Raw genomic sequence first — 20,889 nt, 5'->3', positions numbered from 1 at the left:
TTCGCTCCCACGTGCTCGCTTTTTGCGGGCACTACTCTCCTACTCAGTCAACCCAGTTTCAAACGCATATTTTGCTAACTCTGCCGTCGAATGTAAGTCCAACTTGTGCTTAATGTTATGGCGATGCGTCTCTACCGTTCGATAACTAATATTGAGTAAAGTGGCGATTTTCTTGCTGCTGTTTCCTTGAGCAACTAATTTAAGTACCGCTTCTTCCCTGCGGCTGAGAGGATTCGTTTTTTGCGTGGCAGGCACCACTTCTTGGGTAAAGAGTGTTTGTGTGACGGATTCACAGAAATACGTCGAGCCTTGGTTAACCGTTTTTATTGCTTGCACCATTTTCTCGGCCGAGATTTCCTTGAGCATATATCCTACGGCACCAGCTTGCATGACCTTCATGATGTACTCGCGATTATCGTGCATGGTCAACATAAGTATTTTGCTCTCTGGGCGAGCTTCTTTAATCACACCAGTCGCTTCAATACCGTTCATTATTGGCATGCTGATATCCATCAATATGACGTCCGGTTGCAAGTGCTTTGCGACCTCTATCGCTTCCAAGCCATTGCTTGCTGTACCCACCACTTCGATGTCAGGCTCTAACTCCAAACGAGCCATGAAGCCATCCAATACCACTTGATGATCATCGACAATCACTACACTAATCGGTTTATCCATAAACTATTTCATCCAAATTAAGCAGCACAGTAATCTCTGTTCCCAAGCCAAGCTCACTCATTAGCTCAAATTCACCACCGATGAACTCTACACGCTCTTGCATGTTCCTTAACCCAATCCCTTGTTGGTGCACTGCTTGGTTAACCACAAATCCAACGCCATCATCACGTATGAGTAATTGCAGCATATTGCCCATTTTTTGCAAAGTAACCGTTACTTTTTTCGCTCGCGCATGTTTTTCAATGTTATTCAAAGACTCCTGAGCGACGCGATATAGCGTCGTTGCGACTTCCGAAGTCAGTTTGTGCTGCTGAGTATCGAAATTGCTCTCGATATCAATCCCGGAATGGGAATGAAAATCCTGTAGCAAGGTCGTCAGTGCTGCTTCTAAACCGATATCATCGAGGGCGCTTGGACGGAGCTGATGAGAAATATGCCGCACCTCATTTATCGCGGTGACGAGCGATCGTTGTGATTTATCTAAGTGGGATTTGAGTTTTTCGTCTTCAAGTCTATGACTCATTAAGTCTAAATGACATTTACTGGAGACTAACAACTGATTGATTCCATCGTGCAGTTCTCGCGCTAAATGCTTTTTCTCATCTTCTTGGAACATCACGGTTTTATGTGCCAATTCTTTCAGGTTCTTATCAGCGAGGCGATGCTCGTGCAGATTGATCGCCAAAGTGAGAACAATGATTACAGCAACGGTCACCGCTAAGATCACGACGACTGAGAAAAATGTCGTTTCGATATTTTTGTTCACTGCCGCGCGCATATTGGCGACTTCTCGGCTGACATCCTCAATATACAGCCCAGTCCCTATCATCCATTCCCACTTATCGAGCCATGCAGCGTAACTAAGCTTAGGGACGACTTCACCTGTAGATGGCTTTTGCCATAGGTACTGATGAAATCCACCACCTGATTGCGCTTGATACAATAAAGCTTCGATTAAGCGATCGCCATTTTCGTCTTCAAGATAGAGTAAGTTTTCCCCGACAAGCTCCGGAAGAACTGGGTGTACAAGGTTGGTACCATATTTATCATAAGCAAAAAAATAGCCGTCCGACCCATAACTCAAACGATTTAAAATCGCTTTCACACGCGTTTTGGCAACACTCTCTTCTAAAGTCGGATCGTTGTAGATGTAAGAAATGGAGTCAAAAGCGACGTCGACCGTATCTTTCAGCGCCGCTTCTTTTGATTGGATCAGGTTTTGATGAAAGATCTCTACCTCCCTTTTGCCAAGGGTCTTGGTTTGATAGATAGAGATCCAGCTGATACTCGCTGACACCAATACCACGGGTATCAGTGTCAGCAGAATTAACTTTGCTTTGAGAGGCATCCCTTCCCTCCATGAAACGCTGCCTTTACAGCTTACTATCTTAGCAGTACAAACGAATCGATTGTGTCTGCATAGACATAATTAACAGCTTAACAACTTGTCTCAAAAGGTAAAAACTCTCAGTTCACAAAATCTCTTTATTATCGAGTGATTAACTCATACCGTAAAAACCTGGGAAAAACAGCAAAGACGCCAACACAACAATCTGAATCGCGATGAATGGCATCACACCTTTGTAGATATCACGCGTAGTAACCCCTGCTGGAGCGACACCTTTTAGATAAAACAAACTAAAGCCAAATGGCGGTGTGAGGAACGACGTCTGCAAGTTCATCGCAATAAGAATCGCAAACCACGTCATATTAATGCCCATCAATTCAGCGACTGGCGCAATAATTGGCACGATGATAAAACAGATTTCAACGAAGTCGATAAAGAAACCTAAAATCAGAATCACCACCATGGTAATAATAAGGAATCCCCACTTTTCACCCGGCAGTTCTAACATCCACTCTTCAACTAAATAATCACCACCGGTGTAGGTAAATGCCATTGAGAAGGCGGTCGCACCAAGTAAGATCGCAAAGACCATTGCGGTTACCTTAACTGTCTCTTTTGATGCATCATAAATCATCGACCAACTAAACTGTTTATACAATAGCGATAAAATTATCGCACCTGCACCACCCAGTGCCGCTGACTCTGTTGGTGTTGCAATCCCTGCAAAGATGGAGCCCAATACCACGATGATCAATGCTAAAGGTGGCAATACAGCTTTCAGTGCGGTGAGCACTTCTTGTTTACGACTGATCGACTCATCACGCTCTATCGCCTGTGCGGCTTGAGGGTTCAACTTCGCGTAGATGAGAATATAGATCACATAGGCGCCAACAAGTGTAATACCGGGCCAGATCGCAGCTTGAAATAGGTCCCCTACCGGTACGCCAAGTACATCACCCAACAAGATCAACACGATAGAAGGTGGGATAATTTGGCCCAACGTGCCAGACGCACAAATAGTCCCACACGCTAAACCTTTGTCGTAATTGTACTTTAGCATCACAGGAAGAGATATTAAGCCCATCGCAACAACTGATGCGCCTACCACACCCGTTGAAGCTGCAAGCAATGCGCCAACTAACACGGTAGAAATAGCGATACCACCGCGAACGCCACCGAACAAACGCCCCATTGATTCTAGTAGCTGTTCAGCAAGCTTCGTTTTCTGTAGCACTAGCCCCATAAAAACGAACAGCGGTACGGCCATTAGCACCGTATTTTCCATAATGGACTGAATTCGATATGGCATAAAAGCAAACATCTCGATGCCTTCAGCCCAAACACCAAAAATCAGCGCGATACCACCAAAAGTAAAGGCAACGGGAAATCCCAATAGAAGCGCAAAGAGCGCAACAAAAAACATCACTATACCGATCATAATGACTTCCTTTTACGACTTACCGTTATTACCGGCATAGATGAGATGAGGGTTGACAATTTTGTTGATTGAATGAAGTAACAATCCAATACCACTCACCGCCATAAAGAAAAATGACAGCGGAATCATCGCTTTGATAATCCAACGATATGGTAAGCCACCTGGGTCACCAGACGTCTCGCCTAACGCGTAACTTTCCTTAGCGAAATCAACACCAAACCAAGCTACCAGTAGGCAAAAAGGGAATAAGAAAAATAGTGTGCCTATGATGTCGATGATGGATTGTGCTTTGTAAGATAAGCGTTCATAAAAAATGTCGACGCGAACATGGCCACCGGACTTAATTGCGTAAGGCACACCAAGCAAGAACACGGCAGAGAATAGATGCCATTCCATTTCTTGGAATGCGATAGACACATCATTAAACACGTAACGCATGACAACGTCGTACACAACGTTTGCTAACAACAAAATAAACAGGATGCTGGATAACCATCCGAGAAAATCGCTAAAGCGGTTAAATAATCGCTCAATATAAATAAGACTTCTCATTCCGAACTCCGTGGAACGTTTAGATGCGCTCCGCTATGGTGCGGAGCATTCATTATGAAGTTTTCTTGGGCTTCGATAGCAGGCTAAACCTCTCGGCATCGCCTGCTTCACAACGTTATTGTTGAGCTTGACTGTTTAAGTACGCTCGGTGCGAAATATCTGACCATGGTCGAACTTGATTCATATAGTTCGCTTGCGACTCTTGAATCTCTTTCGCCAAAGCATCTTTTTCTGCATGTTCTTTCAACAAACGATCGTTTGCTTCTCTCAACGCAGCTACTACTTCAGGTGGGAAATCTTTTACTTCAACATTTGGGTATTCAGACTTAATAGATGCCCAGTTTTTGCCGCTTTCGTGTTTCGATTGCGTGTACATATCGTAAGCGGCCGTTTTCATGGCTACTTGCAAAATCGCTTTTAGATCATCAGGTAAACGATTCCAGGTACGCTTGTTAACGAGGAACTGAAGCTCAGTCGCTGGCTCATGCCAACCTGTGTAGTAGTAAGGCGCGATTTTGTGGAAGCCCATACGTAGATCCAGCGATGGACCAACCCATTCCAAGGCATCAATCGTGCGACGCTCTAGAGAAGTATATAGCTCACCAGGGGCGATATTCGTTGGCTTGGCACCTAACTCAGCCAAAATCTCACCAGCAAACCCTGGGATACGCATTTTCAAACCCTGTAAGTCCTCGACGGACTTGATCTCTTTTTGGAACCACCCGCCCATCTGAGTATCGGTATTACCGCCAGGGAAAGACATCAAGTTATGTGGAGAGTACACTTTTTCCATCAGCTCCATACCACCGCCGTAGTAAAACCATGCATACTGCTCAGTTGGCAACATACCGAAGGGCATAGAAGTGAAGTAAAGTGTGTTTGGAACCTTACCCTTCCAGTAATAAGACGCTGAGTGACCCATGTCATACTGACCCGACTTAACCATATCAAACACCCCAAAAGGCGCTTTATGCTTGTTTGCGGAATCAATGCGGATTTGCAAACGTCCGTTGGACATCTCTTCCGCCATTTTGGCCATGTTTTTTGTGGTATCACCAAAAATTGGGAAATTAGGCCCCCAAGTTTCAGCAAGCTTTAAACGATAGACTTTTTCAGCAGCGTTTACAGAAGTCGCTGCGAGTGCCATCGCGGCAGCGACAGCGGTTGTTTTGAGCACTCGTTTTAAAGATTTTTGGATTAGACTCATCGTTCACGTCCTTTATCACCAAGGTTATTGTTGTCATCCATTTCATTAGGATTGGCTGTATTCGGTATAAAAGATGTAACAATGTTGTCTAATGCGAAATGGGCATGAACACGGAAGCGAGTAATTCATCAATAAGGCATTAGCCTAAGGTATTACGTACAAGTACGTAGGACAATCGTCATGACAAAAGACTGTTAATAGCAAAATCAATAAATTATATTTTTATCTATGAATAAAAATAAAAGACAATACGTACGTATTTTTCTGCCAAAAAATTTACATAGTATTTAAGAAAATGTGACAAACCACTTATTGGTAGTGTTAAAGTCAGTACTTAATGCATTATTTCCAATACCAAGATAAAAAAATACCTCGGCATCGGCCGAGGTATTCAATCCAGAACGGTAGCGGTAATTAAACTGCTTTGTAGATAACTTTGTTACCTGCTAACTGCTCTTTTTGAACTAGGTTTTCTTCAAGAAGCTTCTTTAGTGCGCCAGTAGCCCATGATGCCGCTTTAGTATCTTCTTGACCTGCAGCTAGACCGATGCCTTTAGGGTTAATACCTTCAGCATTCGCCATAACGATGTCTAATACTTGTTGTTGCTTAGGAGTAAGGGCAACATCAACTGTTTTCACTGCAGCTACTTTTTTATCAGCTACTACTTTCTCCGCAACAGCTTTTTCAGCAACAGAAGGTGCTACTGCTTTTTCCGCAACAGGCTTCACTGCTTTAGGTGCTGCAGCTAAGTTTGCTACTGTCGCTTTAATGCGTTTTTGCAGTTTCATCTGCACTTTACGCTTATGAGCAAGTCTCATTGAATATTTCTCCAGTTCACTGCATCTCAGCAGGGATGAAAATTTGAAGCGCGTTTTATACCAAAATTCACAAGCAATTTGTAGGTTTTAGCGGCGAAACGCGATGAAAAATGCGCTCAAAGCATAGAACGTCTACTATTTAATCAGATATTTTATGAACGGATTTATTGAATACTGGGTATAAAAACAGAGGTTTGTTTTATTTTAAATGCAAATCAATGCACATAAAGCTACCCACTTATTTTTGGACAAGTATTCGATGAGGTTATAAGCATGGAAACGCTGCACCTAACAAATTCACATTTCAAACCCGACTCCCCTATCAACAGAATACTTTTGTTGCTCGTTGCACTCATCACTTTGTTTTTGGTTGCCATTTCTCCGGGATGGAAGCAAGCCATGTTGTCGGTCATTTTGATGTCTGCAATCGTTGGTTTCGCCATCTTGATGATTAAGAAAAGCCAAGTCACTTTTACGCTGACAGCTTCTCACTTTCAGCAACACCTTTTTAAAGGGGGTTGGGTCGTCCGATGGCGAAATATTGAGTCAATCGGTATTTGTAGCTACCAACAGGAAGGGTGGCACCAACCGCTACCTTGGATCGGTATTCGTCTAAAACACTACTCACCCTACTTAAATTCAATCTGCCCTCGTATAGCGACAGAAATTCTCCTCAGCCAGCGAGCACTGCTTTACTTGGGCGCGAAACAAAATCAGTGTGAAGATAAGTTTGAGGATATGGTGCTTGACCCTAAACCGTATATAAACAGAGATGGGATTGAGTACAAAGGTTTGTTAGCGATGCTCGCCAACCGGATGAAGTATCAGAGAGGTTTCTACGGCTACGATCTATTTATATCAGCAAGTGATCTAGATCGTGAGGCTGAGGACTTTGTGGGACTGACTCGGCGATACTTAGCTGCCGCCGAGCCAGAATAATGCTTAGTACACGCACTTTTAGTAAAGCGGCATCTCGTCAGCAACGAACGGGTTAGTTTTACGCTCGTGACCGAAAGTCGATTGAGGGCCGTGACCAGGGACAAACGTGACATCATTGCCTAAAGGCCACAATTTCTCTTTGATAGAGCTAATCAACGTATTGAAATCGCCTTGTGGGAAGTCAGTTCGACCAATGCTACCGTTAAACAAAACGTCACCCACAAACGCTAAACGCGCTTCTTCGCTGTAAAGCACAACGTGACCAGGTGTATGACCAGGTGTATGGAATACGTTCAGCACTTGATTACCGAAAGTGACAGTGTCACCCTCATTTAGCCATTGGTGCGGTTCAAACGCTTCTGTCAGCGGGAAACCAAACATTTGGCTCTGACCTTCCAAACCTTGCAACCAGAAGTTATCTGCCTTGTGAGGACCAACAATCTCTGTACCGCCAAGCAGTGCAGACAGCGGCTCCGTGCCACCTACGTGGTCCAAGTGACCGTGTGTTAGCACGAGGTTTACCACGTCAACACCCAGCTCTTTGATAAGCATAGCGAGCTGCTTTTCATCGCCGCCAGGGTCAACCACAATGCCTTTCATGGTTTCGTCACACCAGACAATAGAACAGTTTTGAGAGAAAGATGTTACTGGAACAACTTGGTATTTCAGAGCCATAGATAACCTATACCGAATAAATTTGCGTGAAAACTGCCGCAACTATGACACTAAGGCCTAGCGACTTCAAGCTTTGAACTGTGGGTAATCGACGACGTTCTGAGACTAGAAACCTTGTCTCAACTGGCACTACCAAGAACGAACAGCACCCGTATCGATATGAACAAAGTTACTGCCTGGATAATAACCCACGCCACCGGCTTTTAGGCTTAATGCAGCATCACGAACTGCTGAAAGCTTCACACCGTCTAAACGGAAATCAATGGCCTTTCCTTCCATGTGCATGCTCTTTTTCGCTACACGAGAAGACCCGTTGCGCAGCGAGGCATTAGTGGCAGGAGAACGGTAACCTGAAATGACGATCACCTCTGCTTCTGTACCAATTAACTTTTGAATTTGGCTTATTTGATCGAACAAGCGTCGATCCATGGGATGAACCTCATTTCGTCGATGGTCTCGACAAAACTCATTCAGCCTTTGAAGTTCATCATTAATGTATCGTTTTCCATCGAAATAGCATGTTTCGAGGATCTCTCCAGTATTAAGGTTGTTCATCGCCAGCGCACGTGGCTCGTCAGGGAGTGAAGCCCAAGAAAATGATGGCAGGGCAGACGCCAACACCACACCACCAGCGGTCATTTTAAGGAAATCTCGGCGGGAAAAGTTACGACTTACCATTTCAAAATACAGTGCTCAACAACTAGACAAGTCGTGGACATTAACCAAACACATTTGTCACGTCAAACGCATAAAACACTCCATCTTGATTTTCAGATGCAGTAATTATTGATTAATTATTGAACTAAAAGAGAATTCTTCGTTTTGTAAATTTTCCTTAAAGATTTCAACTGCGGTGATCGTACTTATAGATATCATCACGGTAGTAAAGCGTTCCCTCTTCCAACCATGCTGTTTGATAAATGATGTGTACTTGAATGCGCTCTCCCAAAGGAACTGACGTGTTAGACCGACGAGAACTTTCTCGCTTTTTCGCTAAACGTTCTTCCAACCCCTGAGTTTTGAACAGAAGTTCTGCTAACTGGTCTGCATGTTCGACACGGACACATCCTGAGCTGAATGCGCGTCTGTCCTGTTCAAACAAGTTCTTACTTGGCGTGTCATGCAAATAAATAGCTTGTGGGTTAGGCATATTGAACTTGTACAATCCCAGTGCATTTTGTAAGCCCGACGCCTGTCGCATACGATAAGGAAATGTTCTCGGATTCACCGTTGCCCAATTGATGGTTGTAGGGTCAATAATTTCGTTCGAAGTCCAAGACCGAATGATTTGAATGTTATGGTTAATCAAATACATCGGATTACGTTTTACTTTAGGAATAATGTCTTTAACCATGATAGTCCAAGGCACGTTCCAAGTTGGGTTGAGAATAACTGAATCCAGTGCTACCGACATGATGGGCGTTTTTCTTGATGCTCTCCCTACCACGACTTTAGACTCAAACAAGGGTTGACCGTCATGCCAATACGTGACTTCGTATCCAGGCACGTTAACAAAGACAACATTATCCCTTTCTTTCGACCAAATTCTTGAACGCTCAGAATTCAACGCCAGCAGATGCAATCTCTCTTGAGGAGAAAAGTTGATCCATCGAATGGTATTCGGGCCGATAACGCCATCTTCTTTCAAACCATGAATACGCTGGAACTCTTTTATCGCAAGCTCTAATTGTTCGTCATATTCTTCAGTGACTAAATCCAAGTAAGAAACATCTACGCCTACGATCTCCACTCGCTCAATCAACAGGGGTCTGTTTTCTAATATATCGCCAACACGTGCTAGCCCAGTTTGTTGATAGGCAGGATATTGGTACTGAGAATGTTCCGATAGCGAAGAATAGGCGGAGTAGAAAGCATCATCTGTTTGTAATGGAGACCGGAGACTTGCCAAAAACTGACCAAGTTTGCCAACCGTAATCTCATTACTCAGAACCGATAAAGTATCGATGCTAGGAGCGGGTAACGTAACATGGGCTTTGTCTGTAAATAGCCAATTAATCCCTTCTTCGGGGAGTTGCTCAAGATAACTAAGGTACATCAAGAGTGAGTCTGTCATCACTAAATCGAAATCGAGATTATCTCCCTGCCACCTTACTTGGTTTATCCGGTGAAGTTGATTTTCGAATTCATCGGTGACATCCGCAAGTGCAACCAGGTTTACTTGAAAAAGAAACTGCTCAATATCACTTTCATTTTCCCAGTTCAAACGGTAATTGGTGCTTTGATACAGTTGATCAATCACCTCTGGATAATGGATCATTTTTTCTACAGACAGCTTTTGTACCGCTCCCTCTTGCTCGACTTGCGCTGAAGCTTCGAGAGAAACGACGGTGGAAAAGCTGCAAAACGGCACCAGAAGTGCCGTCATGATTAAAACCCTAGCAAACACTGAAATGATCCTTGCGCTACTTGCCATAATAAAAAGTATGGCAAATATCTCACAGCTTGCAGGTTTAAAATTAAGAATCTGATGCCGAAAACGACAACAAAATTCTCAATAAGTGCTTACTCGATGATCTTTCTAGATAATTCTCGACCAATGGTTATCCCATTGCACACCACTTGCAAAGGTATTTTTTGACTCTTCAGGCCTTTGCTCTACCACTTTTCCCGCGCCAGAACTGACTCGGAATTCATCACCGTAGATCACAACACCAGAGGCGTCTGGTAACGCACTTAGCTCTACCAATTTGCCAGTAGATTTAGACCATATACCATAACAACTGCCCGGAGGCGAAGTGGCTAAGATCCATTCATCGGTTGCTGCAATACTCGCAACGTAGTGATTGAAACGCGCCCACTCTTCAGGCTCGGCTTGAAGATCTTGCATTTCACCACCGCGTGTGTGCATGGCGATTAAAGCTGGATACTCGTCCGGCTCACCACGATATTGCTGACCACAAAGCACGGTTTCCGCACCGTCATGGGCTAAGTGGCGAATACTCAACTTATGATCCGGTAAAGACACTTGATCCAGTAACTCACCTTCCTGTGAAAGGTAACTCAGGCTCGGTCTCATGCTATCAAGATTGAGAGGTTCACGACCGTTAGTGTGTACGCCACCGACGCCAATCGCCAATGCGCCATCAGGCATCATGATCACTTCATGAGGGCCAAGGCCAAAACCCGTTAACTCATCGATTTTTTGATATTGCTTCTGCACATCATAAACACCAATGATCCCACGACTTGTCCCCCTCTCCCCTTCTGTGGCAAATAGCAACGTGCCATCATGGGAGTAAACGCCATGCCCATAGAAATTGCGATTTGGTTTTGCCAACTGCAGTTTGATCATCTGCTCTGAGCGATAATCAAACACCATGAAGAAAGTACCTGGTCGACGACCAAAGACTACGGCGTGGCCTTGTTGGTTTGTTGCCACACCATGTCCACGCTCAGGAATCGGCAATGAAGATAGCGGCATACCATGCTCATCCGCCACCACCGCTGCATATTTATCTCTGCCAATGATAGCGCAGCCGATCAACGCAGGCTCACGTGAGCTTGTTGAGGCACAACCAAATGGCATCATAGGTGTAGCTGCTCCGAATAGAGCAGCTTTCAGTAAGTTTCGGCGGGTTTGATCAGTCACCATCGGTTGCATTAAATCCTATAACCACGCCAAGCTCGATCGCCACCTCTTCGTGAATCAGGTACTTCAATTGCTCTAGCTTGTTGTATTGAGCGAGCACCATGCGATAGCCTTCTTTTGTTTGTAGTGCAGCAAACAAGCTCTTATCCTCTGGCCAAGTTTCTAACGCCATTTCAAATTGATGAACGACACGGTCTGCGAGATCTGCATGGCCTTGCTCTCTAAGTAGCGCATCTAGACCATTCCCGTTAGCAAAGTACAACGCTTCCATCCCTTGAAGGTTGGCTTTTAAGTTTGAAAGCGAGGTCTCTGAACGCCACGATTCTGAGAAATACGGGCGAGGCTTACCAATCTTCGCTAGCGGTCGGCTCAACTTCTTCATGCTGTATTCAAGCTGATTCGAGAGCAGTGAAATGTACTCAGATTCCCATTCCGTCATCTCTAGCGATTTCCAAGGGTTCTCTGCCCAAGAATCCGCGATGATCTGCGCTTTGTTATCGAGGTTTTCTGCAATCGCTACGCCTGTCACACAAGTATTGCTGTTGCTAGATAAGGTCGACGCTTTATCGTAAAGCAGCCATTCCAGAGCCCCTAAACCTTGCACGGTGACACTTTGGGTGGAGATATCTTCTGCACTCCAAGCTTGGTCAGATTTCGTCAATACAGACATTTTACGACCAGTAGTGTTCTTTTTATCTGGCCAAAACTGAACATTCCAGCTTTGCTCCAGCGCCGTAGCAGGGCCACGTTCTTGACCTTGTAATGCCATCCACGCAAGCATCGTTTGATGCCACTGCTGTTTTACTTGTGCATCATCTTTCGACTCTGATGCGCAGTAATCTGCGAAGCGTTGTTCAAGTTCTGTGGTTTGCGCTAAAAACGTCTGAGCTGATTGAAACTCAACCTCGTACACGCTTTGAGAAATATGACTTGTACTCTCAGGCTTGGCTGAGCTCGAACCGATGGTCGATTGGCAACCAACCAAACTTAACGTTGCGGCAATCGCACTCACTAACAGTGTTTTTTTCATGGTTGCTTCCTTATAGAGAGTTCAGAAACGCAATGAGAGCATCACGTTCTTTTTTGTTCAGAGCTAAAACATTTTGTTTCGCCGTTTCAGCTTCGCCGCCGTGCCACAACACCGCTTCCATCAGGTTACGAGCGCGGCCATCATGTAGAAAGTAAGTGTGTCCGTTTACTTCTTCGGTATAACCAATGCCCCATAGCGGTGCCGTTCGCCATTCACGGCCGTTTGCTAAGTATTCCGGACGGTTATCGGCTAAGCCTTTACCCATGTCATGCAAAAGCATGTCTGTGTATGGGTGGATAAGCTGCTCAGAAAGCGCTGGTAACTCTGGTCGTTTCGCCGTTTTAACACTGGTCTTGTGGCAGCTTTCACAGCCAGACGCAGCAAAGATTTGCTGACCAAGTTTCACGTTAGGATCATTGACGTTACGGCGAATAGGTACGGCTAAGTGTTGGCTGTAAAACTCTACGAAGTCGAGAATATTTTCACTCACCTCTGGTTTGCCGCCATTTGGCATGTCGTCACAAATGCTTTGTTTCGAGGTACAGTTTTCATTTGGGAATAAATGGCTCGTAAGACCCACATCACCATTAAATGCTGCTGCATTTTGCTGCATTAGCGTCGGTTGTCCTGCTTTCCAGCCAAAACGACCAATCGAGAAGTCGTCCTTCTCAATATCCCACACCTTATTGACTTTGCCTGAGATACCGTCTTTGTCGGCATCTTGTTCATCAGCCCAAGCAAGTAGCGTTTCGTCGGGAATACTCTCTAACAAACCAAGGCCGATCATTGGCGGTGCCACGCGTGCTGAGAACTCGGTATCAGGGTGCATATCGCCGTAACCCAGATCGGTAATGTTCAAATGAGGTTTTCTTAGCGTCACCGTCGTACCGTCTTTAAATTTCACTGGGACATCGGTGTAAGTGATTTCGATTTTGCCTTCTGGCGTTTGATCTTGCAGAGCGAAATCTTGAAGCTGGCCACCATAAGTCGGCTCAGGTATGCCGCCATCTTTGATGTAAGCTTTCTTTTGTTCTGGCGTCATCGCAGGAATGCTTAAGCGCACTAACATAGACACGGCATGTAAATCATCTTTCTCTGGCGGATGACCACGACCGTCTTTGATGTGACAATTCTGACAACCATTGGTGTTAAAAAGCGGGCCTAGGCCATCACGAGCGTCCGTTGACGCTGGCGCTTGTACCCAAGGGTTACGGAAAAAGCTGTTACCTACGCTAAAGTCGAGGCGTTTGCTCATTGGCAAGTTAGCAGCAGGAAGAGAATAGGCATTCGCGCCGTCTTTTTTAACACTGGTTTTGCCACCAGACTTAACATCATAAGCCATGGCAGAAGAAGAAAGGATCGCGGCTAGCGCAGAAATTAGGTATGGCTTCATATCATTGCTCTACATAGACAACAAGGGTGATAACAACGAGCTCAAACGTCAAAAGGGCTCACAAAGAGCCCTTATTTATTATGGTTTTCTTATTAAAACTCGTGGTCAGCAGTATCAGGGCTTAGGCTGTCGATGCCGACAATGCTTGCCGCGCGCTCAATCGCACCGGTTTGTGCTACCAACGACATGATGGTGTCGTTTACTAGCGCGTTGCCTTGTGCGTTACCCGCTGCAATAAGTTGGTCAAAGTGCTGGTTGTTCTTCTCTGCAGAAGTCACTAGCTCACCAACTTGGCTACGTGTTGTATCAAACTGCTTTTGAATTTCGGTCGCTGCTTTCTTGTCTTTTTGAGCAACAAGGTCAGCGATACTTGGACCAGATAGCTCTTTGCCGTTTACACCTTTGTATGTACCTGTGTAAACGTTGTAGATGCCTTGCTCATTGTAGTAGTGAGAGTTGTGCGTGTTGTCTGAGAAACAATCGTGCTCGTCTTCAGTTGAGTTCGCTTCTAGTGCCACCTTCATGCGCTCGCCCGCTAGCTCACCTAGAGAAAGAGAACCCATGCCGAATAGCATCTTACGAAGACCATTGTCCGCTGAGTCGTTCAGTAGCTCTTCACGGTAGTTACCTTTTACTTCAGCAGACCACTGCTTTTCCATCCACTCAAGGTCTTGAACCAGTAGATCAGCGGCTGCTTTTAGGTACTCTCCACGACGATCACAATGGCCATTCGTACACTCAGAACCCACAACGAAATCAGTGTAAGCGCGTTGACCTGCGCCTGCGTTAGTGCCGTTTAGGTCTTGACCCCAAAGCAAGAATTCAATCGCGTGGTAACCTGACGCAACGTTTGCCTCAGAACCGCCTACTTCGTTTAGATCTGCTAGTAATTCTGGCGTAATCTTTGAAACGTCCAGTTTAGAAGCACCAATCTGTAAGCTAGTGTTTGCGATGATGTTTGCAGCCGCGCCTTCGTTACCCAATTCGTATTGGTAATCAGCCGCTACGTAGTCGATCAGACCTTCATCAAGTGGCCATGCGTTTAACTGACCTTCCCAATCGTCAACAATCGCGTTACCAAAACGGAAAACTTCAGACTGTTGGTAAGGAACGCGAGAATCGAGCCAAGCTTGTTTTACTTCTTCAAGCTTTTTCGCTGATGGTGATTGTAGAAATTCGTCGATTTTTACGTCAAGCGCTTTCGCTGTTGTTACTGAATCAGCAAACACAGCATGGGCAACGTCTGCGTAATGTTCGACTACTTGTTGTTTAGTTACTGTGGCAGCAACGGTAGAACCACTGGCAATGAGGAGTGATGCAGCAATAGATTGGACTAAAACTTTTTTTGCATTCATCTGAAGCATCCTTGTTGAGCTTTTCAATTATCGTATTGGTAGTGCTAATTATTCTTATTTGCACTTTAGTCTCGAGATAATACAAATTTACAATTTATTTGCAACTCCAGATACAAAAAAACCTCATAAAAATGAGGTTTTTCACAGGCTTTATTGTCAGTTTTATCTTTAGGATTAAACCTTTAGGTCATGTTTTCCGTGAGAGACTTTTGCCTTCAGATAATTTTCGTTGCCATCTTTGATATGTGCAGAGGTATTGACAACCTCGCCAATTTCAATTCCGTACTCAGATAACTCACGAATTTTCTTAGGGTTGTTCGTCACGAGGCGGATCTTATTCACGCCTAAAGCTTCTAGCATTTGTGCTGCTTCTGTGAAATCACGCAGGTCATCATCAAAGCCCAAATGGTTGTTAGCTTCGTACGTGTTCATGCCTTGGCTTTGTAAGCGGTATGCATCGATCTTATTGTACAAACCAATACCACGACCTTCCTGACGGAGATACAAGATGATACCACCGGACTCGCCCATGCGATTGATCGTCTCTTCTAGTTGCTCACCACAGTCACAGCGTGAAGAGTGAAACACATCGCCTGTCAAACACTCAGAGTGCATACGAACTAAAGGCATGTCCTGAGTTTGGTCCGCTTGTTTAAAGATAATAGCAACATGCTCTTTGTCTGTCTTCAGACCATGGAAAGACAGAATTTCGGCATCAATGTTACTTTTTGCCCCGACTTTAAAATCTACTCTGGCACGTACTTCCGCCATATCTATACTCACTCGATTTATTGCTTGATGCGCTTGATGCGTTTTCGTTATTGCATTCATGGGATTTACTCGTTGCTCTTCAACTATGGGGACTGATACCGCATTTTGCAATATAGAGATCACAATTGAGGGCAGTTATCCACTCAAGACAGCAAAAGAGAAACACTCTCCAACTGAACAATTGTTATATTATAACAATTTAAAAAAACTACAATAAAAAACCCCAGACAAATTTTGTCTGGGGTTTCAAGAAGGTCGTTTGGTCTATCTTTTAATGGGTCTGACTGCGCTTCCAAACGGCGAGTTCAATCCAAACTGCTTCGAGTTCTTGGATTTCCTCGTCGGTCAACACGGCGAGCGTTGAAGTAACTTGAGGCAGGTTCGGTGATTGCAATGCACGAATCTGCGAATAGAAGTCTTTTTTAAGTTGTAATATAACTGAATCCACTGCGTGCACCTATTTCGTTCTTTTATTACTTATCCAGCTCAAAATTTTTATTTTCTTTATACTGGAAACTTCATAAATTCGGAAAAATGATAACATTCTGCTTGTTAAGTGCACAATTTATTTTTAATAGTGGAATAACGGTCACATTAATTACGCTTCACCATTCGGATCGAATATAAGACAAAAAAGATCAAAAATAGCACAGGAAAGATCCACAACAGCGCCGTGGAATAATTTAATGGTGGTTGGTACAGAACAATATTCCCATAACGAGCAACTAGATAGTCCTTTATTTCTTGATCTGAGCTGCCTTCATTGGCCATCGTATACACTTTCAACCTCAGGTCTTTAGCCGCTTGTGCATTAGACTCGACAAGGTTTTGGTTTTGACACTGCGGGCAGCGTAATGCCTTGGCTAACGAGGTTGCACGCTGTTGCACTTCAACGGAATGAAATTCAAACAGATCAACATTCTGTTCTATATCCGCACTTCTCGTGAAAGGAGAAAATAGTATAAATAGGATGAAAGTGAGGAGAAGATTATTAAATCGAAACATTCAAGTATCCTGAAAATATATCGTTCCATTTATCTGCCGTTAGCTCTCCACGATATTTGATCAATATACGACCATTTGGATCAATCAAGTAAGTTTCCGGCGTTCCGATAACACCTAGCTCCACAGCGAGCTTTCCATTAGGGTCACTAATTACTTCAATATATGGATTTCGTTTAGAGCTCAAATATTCACGAGCGGCTTGTTTTTGATCTCTATAATTCAGCCCAATAATAGGCACACCGAGTTCTGCTAACTGCAATAATTCTTCATGCTCTCGTTTGCATACTCCGCACCAAGATGCCCAAACATTCAATAATTTATATCCGTCGCTTTTGAACAACTGCTCAGAAACCATGTCATCAGAGATCAGAGAAGTAGAGCGAAAATTAGGTGCATCTAAATTTCGTTGTGGGGACAATTCAACATGTGGTCGCTCAGACAAAGCCACCGCAGTTACTACAGCAAACACGGCAACAGCCACAAACAGACCTGCGAGTTTAAGCGTATTTCTCGATCGCATTGATAGCCTCTCTCCTTTTCTTTAGGCCTGTTAATAGCGCACCAAACACAGCTAATAGCCCGCCAGACCATATCCACCAAATACCTGCGCGGTACTGAACTTTAATCGCATAAGCATGAGTGTCGACTTTGTCACCCAATGTCACGTAATAATCGCCATGCCATAGTGAACGAATCGCAGGCTCGGTCATGTTCATTACTCGCACAGGGTAATGGCGCTTCTGCGGGTTGAAATTGAGTATGCGGCCATCTTTCAAATGCAAGGTGATCTGTCCTTGTTCCGCGGTATAGTTCGGCCCCACCAGCCATTCGATACCATGATAATCGATAGTGATACCCGCCCTTTGTTGAGAACTGCTGGGTTCGACACGTAAATTGTATTCATAAGAGTAGTGACTATTGAAAACAGCCCCACTCACCGCCAGTGCAAAACCGATATGTGCCATCACGATTGGCATGAGTTTACGCTTATTGGAGCAGCGAAACAGCATAACGAGATGCGCCACAATCACCCAAGTAGCCAACGTTATGGTTAACAATACTTCGAAATGCAGTGCATTCACTGAGAACATAAACCCGATCCCAGAGACTAGAGATAACGCGATACTGATCGCGATATCACCGCTTACACTCGGAACTGTGCCTTTTGTCCATTTCAGCACTGGCATGAATGCTAAGGCAATCAGAGCCAGTATGCTTAATGGGAAGATCAGACTATTAAAGTAAGGTGCGCCAACTGAAATGTTCCCTAAACCGAGCAGTTGATAAACCATCGGATAAAAAGTGCCAAGAAAAACGATGGCAGTCGCAATAACCAGCAGCCCTTTGGCGATATAAGCAGTGTAAGCTCGGCTCGCTAGAGATTGAAGTTTGAAACGAGGGAGTTGTTCTCCTCGCAAAATCAGTACGCCAAAAGTGATAATGACAAGCAAGCTCAATACACCAATCAGCACCAAACCTTTAGTTGGGTCCACCGCAAAAGCGTGCACTGAAGTCAGCACGCCAGAGCGCACCACGAATGTCCCTAAAATGCTTAGGCTGAACGTAGCAAACGCCAGTGCATAGGAGCTCCAAATTGCGCCTCTGTTACGTGTTGCGACAACACCGCTGTGCAACAAAGCAGTACCAGTAAGCCAAGGGAGTAGAGAAGCGTTCTCCACAGGGTCCCAAAACCACCAGCCGCCCCACCCTAGTTCATTGTACGCCCACCATGATCCCACCAAGATACCCAACGTGAGCGTTCCCCATGCAAAAAACGCTGCGCTTCGAGCGACCACATACCAATCGCTCATCGGTTGTTTACCCAATAGCGCCGCTAATGCAAAAGCTAATATTGCTGCGTAACCGACATAACCGAGATAAAGCAATGGTGGATGAATGATAAGCCCAACATCTTGCAGCATAGGGTTTAGATCTCGCCCTTCCGACGCCAATACTTGGGCATACTCGAACGGGTTAGAGGTCATTAACGTGAACCATGCAAACGTCCCAATCAGAACGTTCATGATTCCTAAACAGTCACAAGTATATTGGGCATTGAGCGGTGACTTAAATGCAATAAACGACGCCCATAAACTCAGGGTGACGACCCAAAACAACATGGAGCCTTGGTGCCCACCCCAAGCGGCAGCAATTTTGAACGCCACGGGAAGTTGACTGTTGGAATGCGTAACAACATATTCCAACGCGAAGTTGTCTTGCACGAAGCAGACGATCAGAAGTGCTAAACAAATGATGGAAGCTAAGCTAATGATGTGGGACATAGCGACTTGATGCGGCAATGTCGCCTTCTTACCCATAGCACGACGTAGCCAATGCAGAAGCGATGCACAAGTCGATGTTACAGCCACCAATATCAGTAAGAAGAACCCTAGCTCAGCCTCCATTTTTCCCCCTTACACTATGGTCATTTGACCGGCATAGAGAATGAAAGTACGCAGCATAAGTACGCCAACCAAGCTCAACGTCGTGACCACAAAAACGTAACTGCCTTTGTGGCGCACTTCTGAAGGCGTTAACCAATTGAGAGTCAAAGGCGTTATCATGCCGATGAACACTACGCCAACCCAGAACCATTGAGCCCAGAATCCACTCGAAATAGCATTCCAAGCCGCGACTTCGTTCTGACCACCGCTGAAGATCAGTCCAGTAAAGAATGTCACTAAGACAAACAACTCAAACAACACTACTGGGCGTTCAAATCCGTGCACCCAAGACACACTTGGGCTGCAGGTCGACTCTTTAAACACCAAGATGCCGAACATCAAGCATGCTGCTGCGCCCGAGGACAAACTAGAGAACAGGAACAAGATTGGCAGTACTGGATTGTTTAGCATTGGGTAAGTCTTCAACGCAGACAATAGAAAGCCAGTGTACGCTGCAAGCACGATGGCTAAGAAGCCCAAGAACAATTCAATTGCGTTGTTGGCTTTCCCCGCCTTAATCAAAATGCCATCGGCAAAATCCAGCAGTTTGCTTGGTAACTTCCCTTCACAGAAGCTGATGATTTGATGGCGGAAGATAACGCCAATCCAAACAAACAACACGATCATGTACACTTGGAACAAGATCACGCCCATCGACATCACAGACGTTGGGTTGTAGTAGATCATGATCTTCCAAAACTCTAAAGGCTTGGTTAAATGGAAAATCAAAATTACCAACCCAGCAATGATGCCAAATGGCGCAAGCCAAGCCATCGCTTTCATGATGCCGTTGTTTGCGGGATCACCTTCAATCACTTTGCGTTTTAAATAGATAGAAATCATCACCGCACCTGCTGACATCCCAGCAAGGAATAAGTAAATCGCGATGATCCAATCCCAGACTAACGAGTCAAAGTGGAATGCACTTTCGAAGCCGTTCATGATGACACCTCCCCTTTGCTATGCGGAATTTTGTACAGTTTAGGTTGCGTACCTAAATGCGATTTATCGCGATAGACAACATGGCTTTCGATAGCTTTGCTCACCTCGCTAGTTGGGTCATTTAAATCACCAAAGATGAGTGCTTTTGTTGGGCAAGATTCCACGCAAGCTGGCTGCTTACCTTGCGCTAGGTTGGTATCACGGCAGAAGTTACATTTATCCGCAGAGTGATCGACTGGATTAAAGAAGCGCACTTGGTAAGGGCAAGCAGCAAGGCAATAACCACATCCGACACATTTCTCTTTGTGTACATCCACGATGCCGGTCGCTTCATCTTTGTATGCAGCGCCTGTTGGACAAACGTATACACATGGTGGGTTATCACAGTGCTGACAGGATTCACGAGTAAACTGGTATTTCACATCTGGGAACTCGCCAATCGGTTCACTGCGATGAATTTTAAGTCGCGTTACGCCTTCAGGGACTTTATTTACTTCGCGACAAGCATCGGTACAAGCGGTACAGCCAATGCAGGCATTTTCATCATGAACCATACCCATGCGTTTCGCTTGTTCACGGTTGCTGGTATAAAGAGAGGAGCTAACAACGGAAGTGCCTGCAACGCCTGTAGTTAAAATCAACGCGCCGCTGCCGGCTAAAAAGTTTCTTCTCGAACATTTCAT

At 44.8% G+C, this 20,889-nt stretch carries 21 protein-coding genes; 1 reads left to right on the top strand and 20 read right to left on the bottom strand.

Translation table 11 applies throughout. From position 1 onward, the window contains the following. Positions 1-39: 39 nt before the first annotated feature. The 6 genes from R7070_RS04340 to R7070_RS04315 all read right to left on the bottom strand — a co-directional run bounded on the left by R7070_RS04340 (position 40) and on the right by R7070_RS04315 (position 6,042). A complete protein-coding gene (locus R7070_RS04340; RefSeq protein ID WP_005376875.1) occupies positions 40-678 on the bottom strand; it encodes a response regulator in 639 nt (212 codons plus the stop codon). Continuing rightward, positions 671-2,026, bottom strand: coding sequence for a cache domain-containing protein (locus R7070_RS04335; protein WP_005386831.1), 1,356 nt, complete (start codon positions 2,024-2,026; stop codon positions 671-673). Before R7070_RS04335 ends, R7070_RS04340 begins: the two co-directional genes overlap by 8 nt. Before the next feature lie 151 nt (positions 2,027-2,177). Beyond that, complete coding sequence (locus R7070_RS04330; RefSeq protein ID WP_005376871.1) at positions 2,178-3,464, bottom strand: TRAP transporter large permease subunit; 1,287 nt, start codon at positions 3,462-3,464, stop codon at positions 2,178-2,180. 12 nt (positions 3,465-3,476) lie between these two features. Next, positions 3,477-4,016: a TRAP transporter small permease subunit gene (locus R7070_RS04325; protein WP_053306570.1), complete on the bottom strand. Its 540-nt coding sequence runs from the start codon at positions 4,014-4,016 to the stop codon at positions 3,477-3,479. 115 nt (positions 4,017-4,131) lie between these two features. After that, on the bottom strand, positions 4,132-5,223 hold the full coding sequence (locus R7070_RS04320) for a TRAP transporter substrate-binding protein (protein WP_017636112.1): 1,092 nt from the start codon (positions 5,221-5,223) through the stop codon (positions 4,132-4,134). Positions 5,224-5,637: 414 nt separating this feature from the next. After that, the gene (locus R7070_RS04315; RefSeq protein WP_005376863.1) at positions 5,638-6,042 is read right to left on the bottom strand and encodes a hypothetical protein; all 405 of its coding nucleotides are present in this window, start codon (positions 6,040-6,042) and stop codon (positions 5,638-5,640) included. A gap of 273 nt (positions 6,043-6,315) precedes the next feature. On the opposite strand from R7070_RS04315, the gene R7070_RS04310 reads away from it, so the two are divergent. Beyond that, positions 6,316-6,981 carry a DUF2982 domain-containing protein gene (locus R7070_RS04310; RefSeq protein ID WP_005376857.1) on the top strand — a complete coding sequence of 222 codons (666 nt, stop codon included), beginning with the start codon at positions 6,316-6,318 and terminating at the stop codon, positions 6,979-6,981. Positions 6,982-6,999: 18 nt separating this feature from the next. Here R7070_RS04310 and R7070_RS04305 read toward each other — a convergent pair whose 3' ends face one another. The 14 genes from R7070_RS04305 to nrfC all read right to left on the bottom strand — a co-directional run bounded on the left by R7070_RS04305 (position 7,000) and on the right by nrfC (position 20,889). Beyond that, positions 7,000-7,656: an MBL fold metallo-hydrolase gene (locus tag R7070_RS04305; protein WP_005376855.1), complete on the bottom strand. Its 657-nt coding sequence runs from the start codon at positions 7,654-7,656 to the stop codon at positions 7,000-7,002. Positions 7,657-7,785: 129 nt separating this feature from the next. Next, positions 7,786-8,334, bottom strand: a complete 549-nt coding sequence (locus tag R7070_RS04300; RefSeq protein ID WP_256900127.1) for a DUF882 domain-containing protein — start codon at positions 8,332-8,334, stop codon at positions 7,786-7,788. Between the two features lie 166 nt (positions 8,335-8,500). Further along, positions 8,501-10,042, bottom strand: coding sequence for a murein L,D-transpeptidase (locus R7070_RS04295; RefSeq protein WP_171346213.1), 1,542 nt, complete (start codon positions 10,040-10,042; stop codon positions 8,501-8,503). Between the two features lie 153 nt (positions 10,043-10,195). Continuing rightward, positions 10,196-11,278, bottom strand: a complete 1,083-nt coding sequence (locus R7070_RS04290) for a DUF1513 domain-containing protein (protein WP_256900126.1) — start codon at positions 11,276-11,278, stop codon at positions 10,196-10,198. Beyond that, positions 11,259-12,296 (bottom strand): imelysin family protein, encoded by a 1,038-nt coding sequence (locus tag R7070_RS04285; RefSeq protein WP_033905647.1) that lies wholly within the window; start codon positions 12,294-12,296, stop codon positions 11,259-11,261. The genes R7070_RS04290 and R7070_RS04285 overlap by 20 nt, the downstream gene beginning before the upstream one ends. 10 nt (positions 12,297-12,306) lie before the next feature. Next, positions 12,307-13,689, bottom strand: coding sequence for a di-heme oxidoredictase family protein (locus R7070_RS04280; protein WP_005376848.1), 1,383 nt, complete (start codon positions 13,687-13,689; stop codon positions 12,307-12,309). 92 nt (positions 13,690-13,781) lie between these two features. Then, positions 13,782-15,044 (bottom strand): imelysin family protein, encoded by a 1,263-nt coding sequence (locus R7070_RS04275; RefSeq protein ID WP_005376847.1) that lies wholly within the window; start codon positions 15,042-15,044, stop codon positions 13,782-13,784. Positions 15,045-15,218: 174 nt separating this feature from the next. Further along, positions 15,219-15,815 (bottom strand): GTP cyclohydrolase II, encoded by a 597-nt coding sequence (locus tag R7070_RS04270; RefSeq protein ID WP_025767283.1) that lies wholly within the window; start codon positions 15,813-15,815, stop codon positions 15,219-15,221. Positions 15,816-16,086: 271 nt separating this feature from the next. Then, positions 16,087-16,263 (bottom strand): hypothetical protein, encoded by a 177-nt coding sequence (locus R7070_RS04265; protein ID WP_020480909.1) that lies wholly within the window; start codon positions 16,261-16,263, stop codon positions 16,087-16,089. 146 nt (positions 16,264-16,409) lie between these two features. Beyond that, positions 16,410-16,820 (bottom strand): heme lyase NrfEFG subunit NrfF, encoded by a 411-nt coding sequence (nrfF, locus tag R7070_RS04260; RefSeq protein WP_005376841.1) that lies wholly within the window; start codon positions 16,818-16,820, stop codon positions 16,410-16,412. After that, positions 16,807-17,340: a DsbE family thiol:disulfide interchange protein gene (locus tag R7070_RS04255; RefSeq protein ID WP_005376839.1), complete on the bottom strand. Its 534-nt coding sequence runs from the start codon at positions 17,338-17,340 to the stop codon at positions 16,807-16,809. The genes nrfF and R7070_RS04255 overlap by 14 nt, the downstream gene beginning before the upstream one ends. Continuing rightward, complete coding sequence (locus R7070_RS04250; protein ID WP_054577027.1) at positions 17,318-19,225, bottom strand: heme lyase CcmF/NrfE family subunit; 1,908 nt, start codon at positions 19,223-19,225, stop codon at positions 17,318-17,320. The genes R7070_RS04255 and R7070_RS04250 overlap by 23 nt, the downstream gene beginning before the upstream one ends. Positions 19,226-19,234: 9 nt before the next feature. Further along, a complete protein-coding gene (nrfD, locus tag R7070_RS04245; RefSeq protein ID WP_238952022.1) occupies positions 19,235-20,206 on the bottom strand; it encodes a cytochrome c nitrite reductase subunit NrfD in 972 nt (323 codons plus the stop codon). Continuing rightward, positions 20,203-20,889 (bottom strand): cytochrome c nitrite reductase Fe-S protein, encoded by a 687-nt coding sequence (gene nrfC, locus R7070_RS04240; protein ID WP_005376833.1) that lies wholly within the window; start codon positions 20,887-20,889, stop codon positions 20,203-20,205. The genes nrfD and nrfC overlap by 4 nt, the downstream gene beginning before the upstream one ends.

Source organism: Vibrio sp. 1557, assembly GCF_033340175.1.
GTDB classification, from domain to species: Bacteria; Pseudomonadota; Gammaproteobacteria; order Enterobacterales; family Vibrionaceae; genus Vibrio; species Vibrio alginolyticus.
This window is presented reverse-complemented; position numbering and strand designations above follow the sequence as displayed.

What these genes read in the sequence shown, in the direction of transcription:
- R7070_RS04340 (WP_005376875.1), bottom strand. Translation starts at nt 678, where the DNA reads ATGGATAAACCGATTAGTGTAGTGATTGTCGATGATCATCAAGTGGTA.
- R7070_RS04335 (WP_005386831.1), bottom strand. Translation starts at nt 2,026, where the DNA reads ATGCCTCTCAAAGCAAAGTTAATTCTGCTGACACTGATACCCGTGGTA.
- R7070_RS04330 (WP_005376871.1), bottom strand. Translation starts at nt 3,464, where the DNA reads ATGATCGGTATAGTGATGTTTTTTGTTGCGCTCTTTGCGCTTCTATTG.
- R7070_RS04325 (WP_053306570.1), bottom strand. Translation starts at nt 4,016, where the DNA reads ATGAGAAGTCTTATTTATATTGAGCGATTATTTAACCGCTTTAGCGAT.
- R7070_RS04320 (WP_017636112.1), bottom strand. Translation starts at nt 5,223, where the DNA reads ATGAGTCTAATCCAAAAATCTTTAAAACGAGTGCTCAAAACAACCGCT.
- R7070_RS04315 (WP_005376863.1), bottom strand. Translation starts at nt 6,042, where the DNA reads ATGAGACTTGCTCATAAGCGTAAAGTGCAGATGAAACTGCAAAAACGC.
- R7070_RS04310 (WP_005376857.1), top strand. Translation starts at nt 6,316, where the DNA reads ATGGAAACGCTGCACCTAACAAATTCACATTTCAAACCCGACTCCCCT.
- R7070_RS04305 (WP_005376855.1), bottom strand. Translation starts at nt 7,656, where the DNA reads ATGGCTCTGAAATACCAAGTTGTTCCAGTAACATCTTTCTCTCAAAAC.
- R7070_RS04300 (WP_256900127.1), bottom strand. Translation starts at nt 8,334, where the DNA reads ATGGTAAGTCGTAACTTTTCCCGCCGAGATTTCCTTAAAATGACCGCT.
- R7070_RS04295 (WP_171346213.1), bottom strand. Translation starts at nt 10,042, where the DNA reads ATGACGGCACTTCTGGTGCCGTTTTGCAGCTTTTCCACCGTCGTTTCT.
- R7070_RS04290 (WP_256900126.1), bottom strand. Translation starts at nt 11,278, where the DNA reads ATGCAACCGATGGTGACTGATCAAACCCGCCGAAACTTACTGAAAGCT.
- R7070_RS04285 (WP_033905647.1), bottom strand. Translation starts at nt 12,296, where the DNA reads ATGAAAAAAACACTGTTAGTGAGTGCGATTGCCGCAACGTTAAGTTTG.
- R7070_RS04280 (WP_005376848.1), bottom strand. Translation starts at nt 13,689, where the DNA reads ATGAAGCCATACCTAATTTCTGCGCTAGCCGCGATCCTTTCTTCTTCT.
- R7070_RS04275 (WP_005376847.1), bottom strand. Translation starts at nt 15,044, where the DNA reads ATGAATGCAAAAAAAGTTTTAGTCCAATCTATTGCTGCATCACTCCTC.
- R7070_RS04270 (WP_025767283.1), bottom strand. Translation starts at nt 15,815, where the DNA reads ATGGCGGAAGTACGTGCCAGAGTAGATTTTAAAGTCGGGGCAAAAAGT.
- nrfF (WP_005376841.1), bottom strand. Translation starts at nt 16,820, where the DNA reads ATGTTTCGATTTAATAATCTTCTCCTCACTTTCATCCTATTTATACTA.
- R7070_RS04255 (WP_005376839.1), bottom strand. Translation starts at nt 17,340, where the DNA reads ATGCGATCGAGAAATACGCTTAAACTCGCAGGTCTGTTTGTGGCTGTT.
- R7070_RS04250 (WP_054577027.1), bottom strand. Translation starts at nt 19,225, where the DNA reads ATGGAGGCTGAGCTAGGGTTCTTCTTACTGATATTGGTGGCTGTAACA.
- nrfD (WP_238952022.1), bottom strand. Translation starts at nt 20,206, where the DNA reads ATGAACGGCTTCGAAAGTGCATTCCACTTTGACTCGTTAGTCTGGGAT.
- nrfC (WP_005376833.1), bottom strand. Translation starts at nt 20,889, where the DNA reads ATGAAATGTTCGAGAAGAAACTTTTTAGCCGGCAGCGGCGCGTTGATT.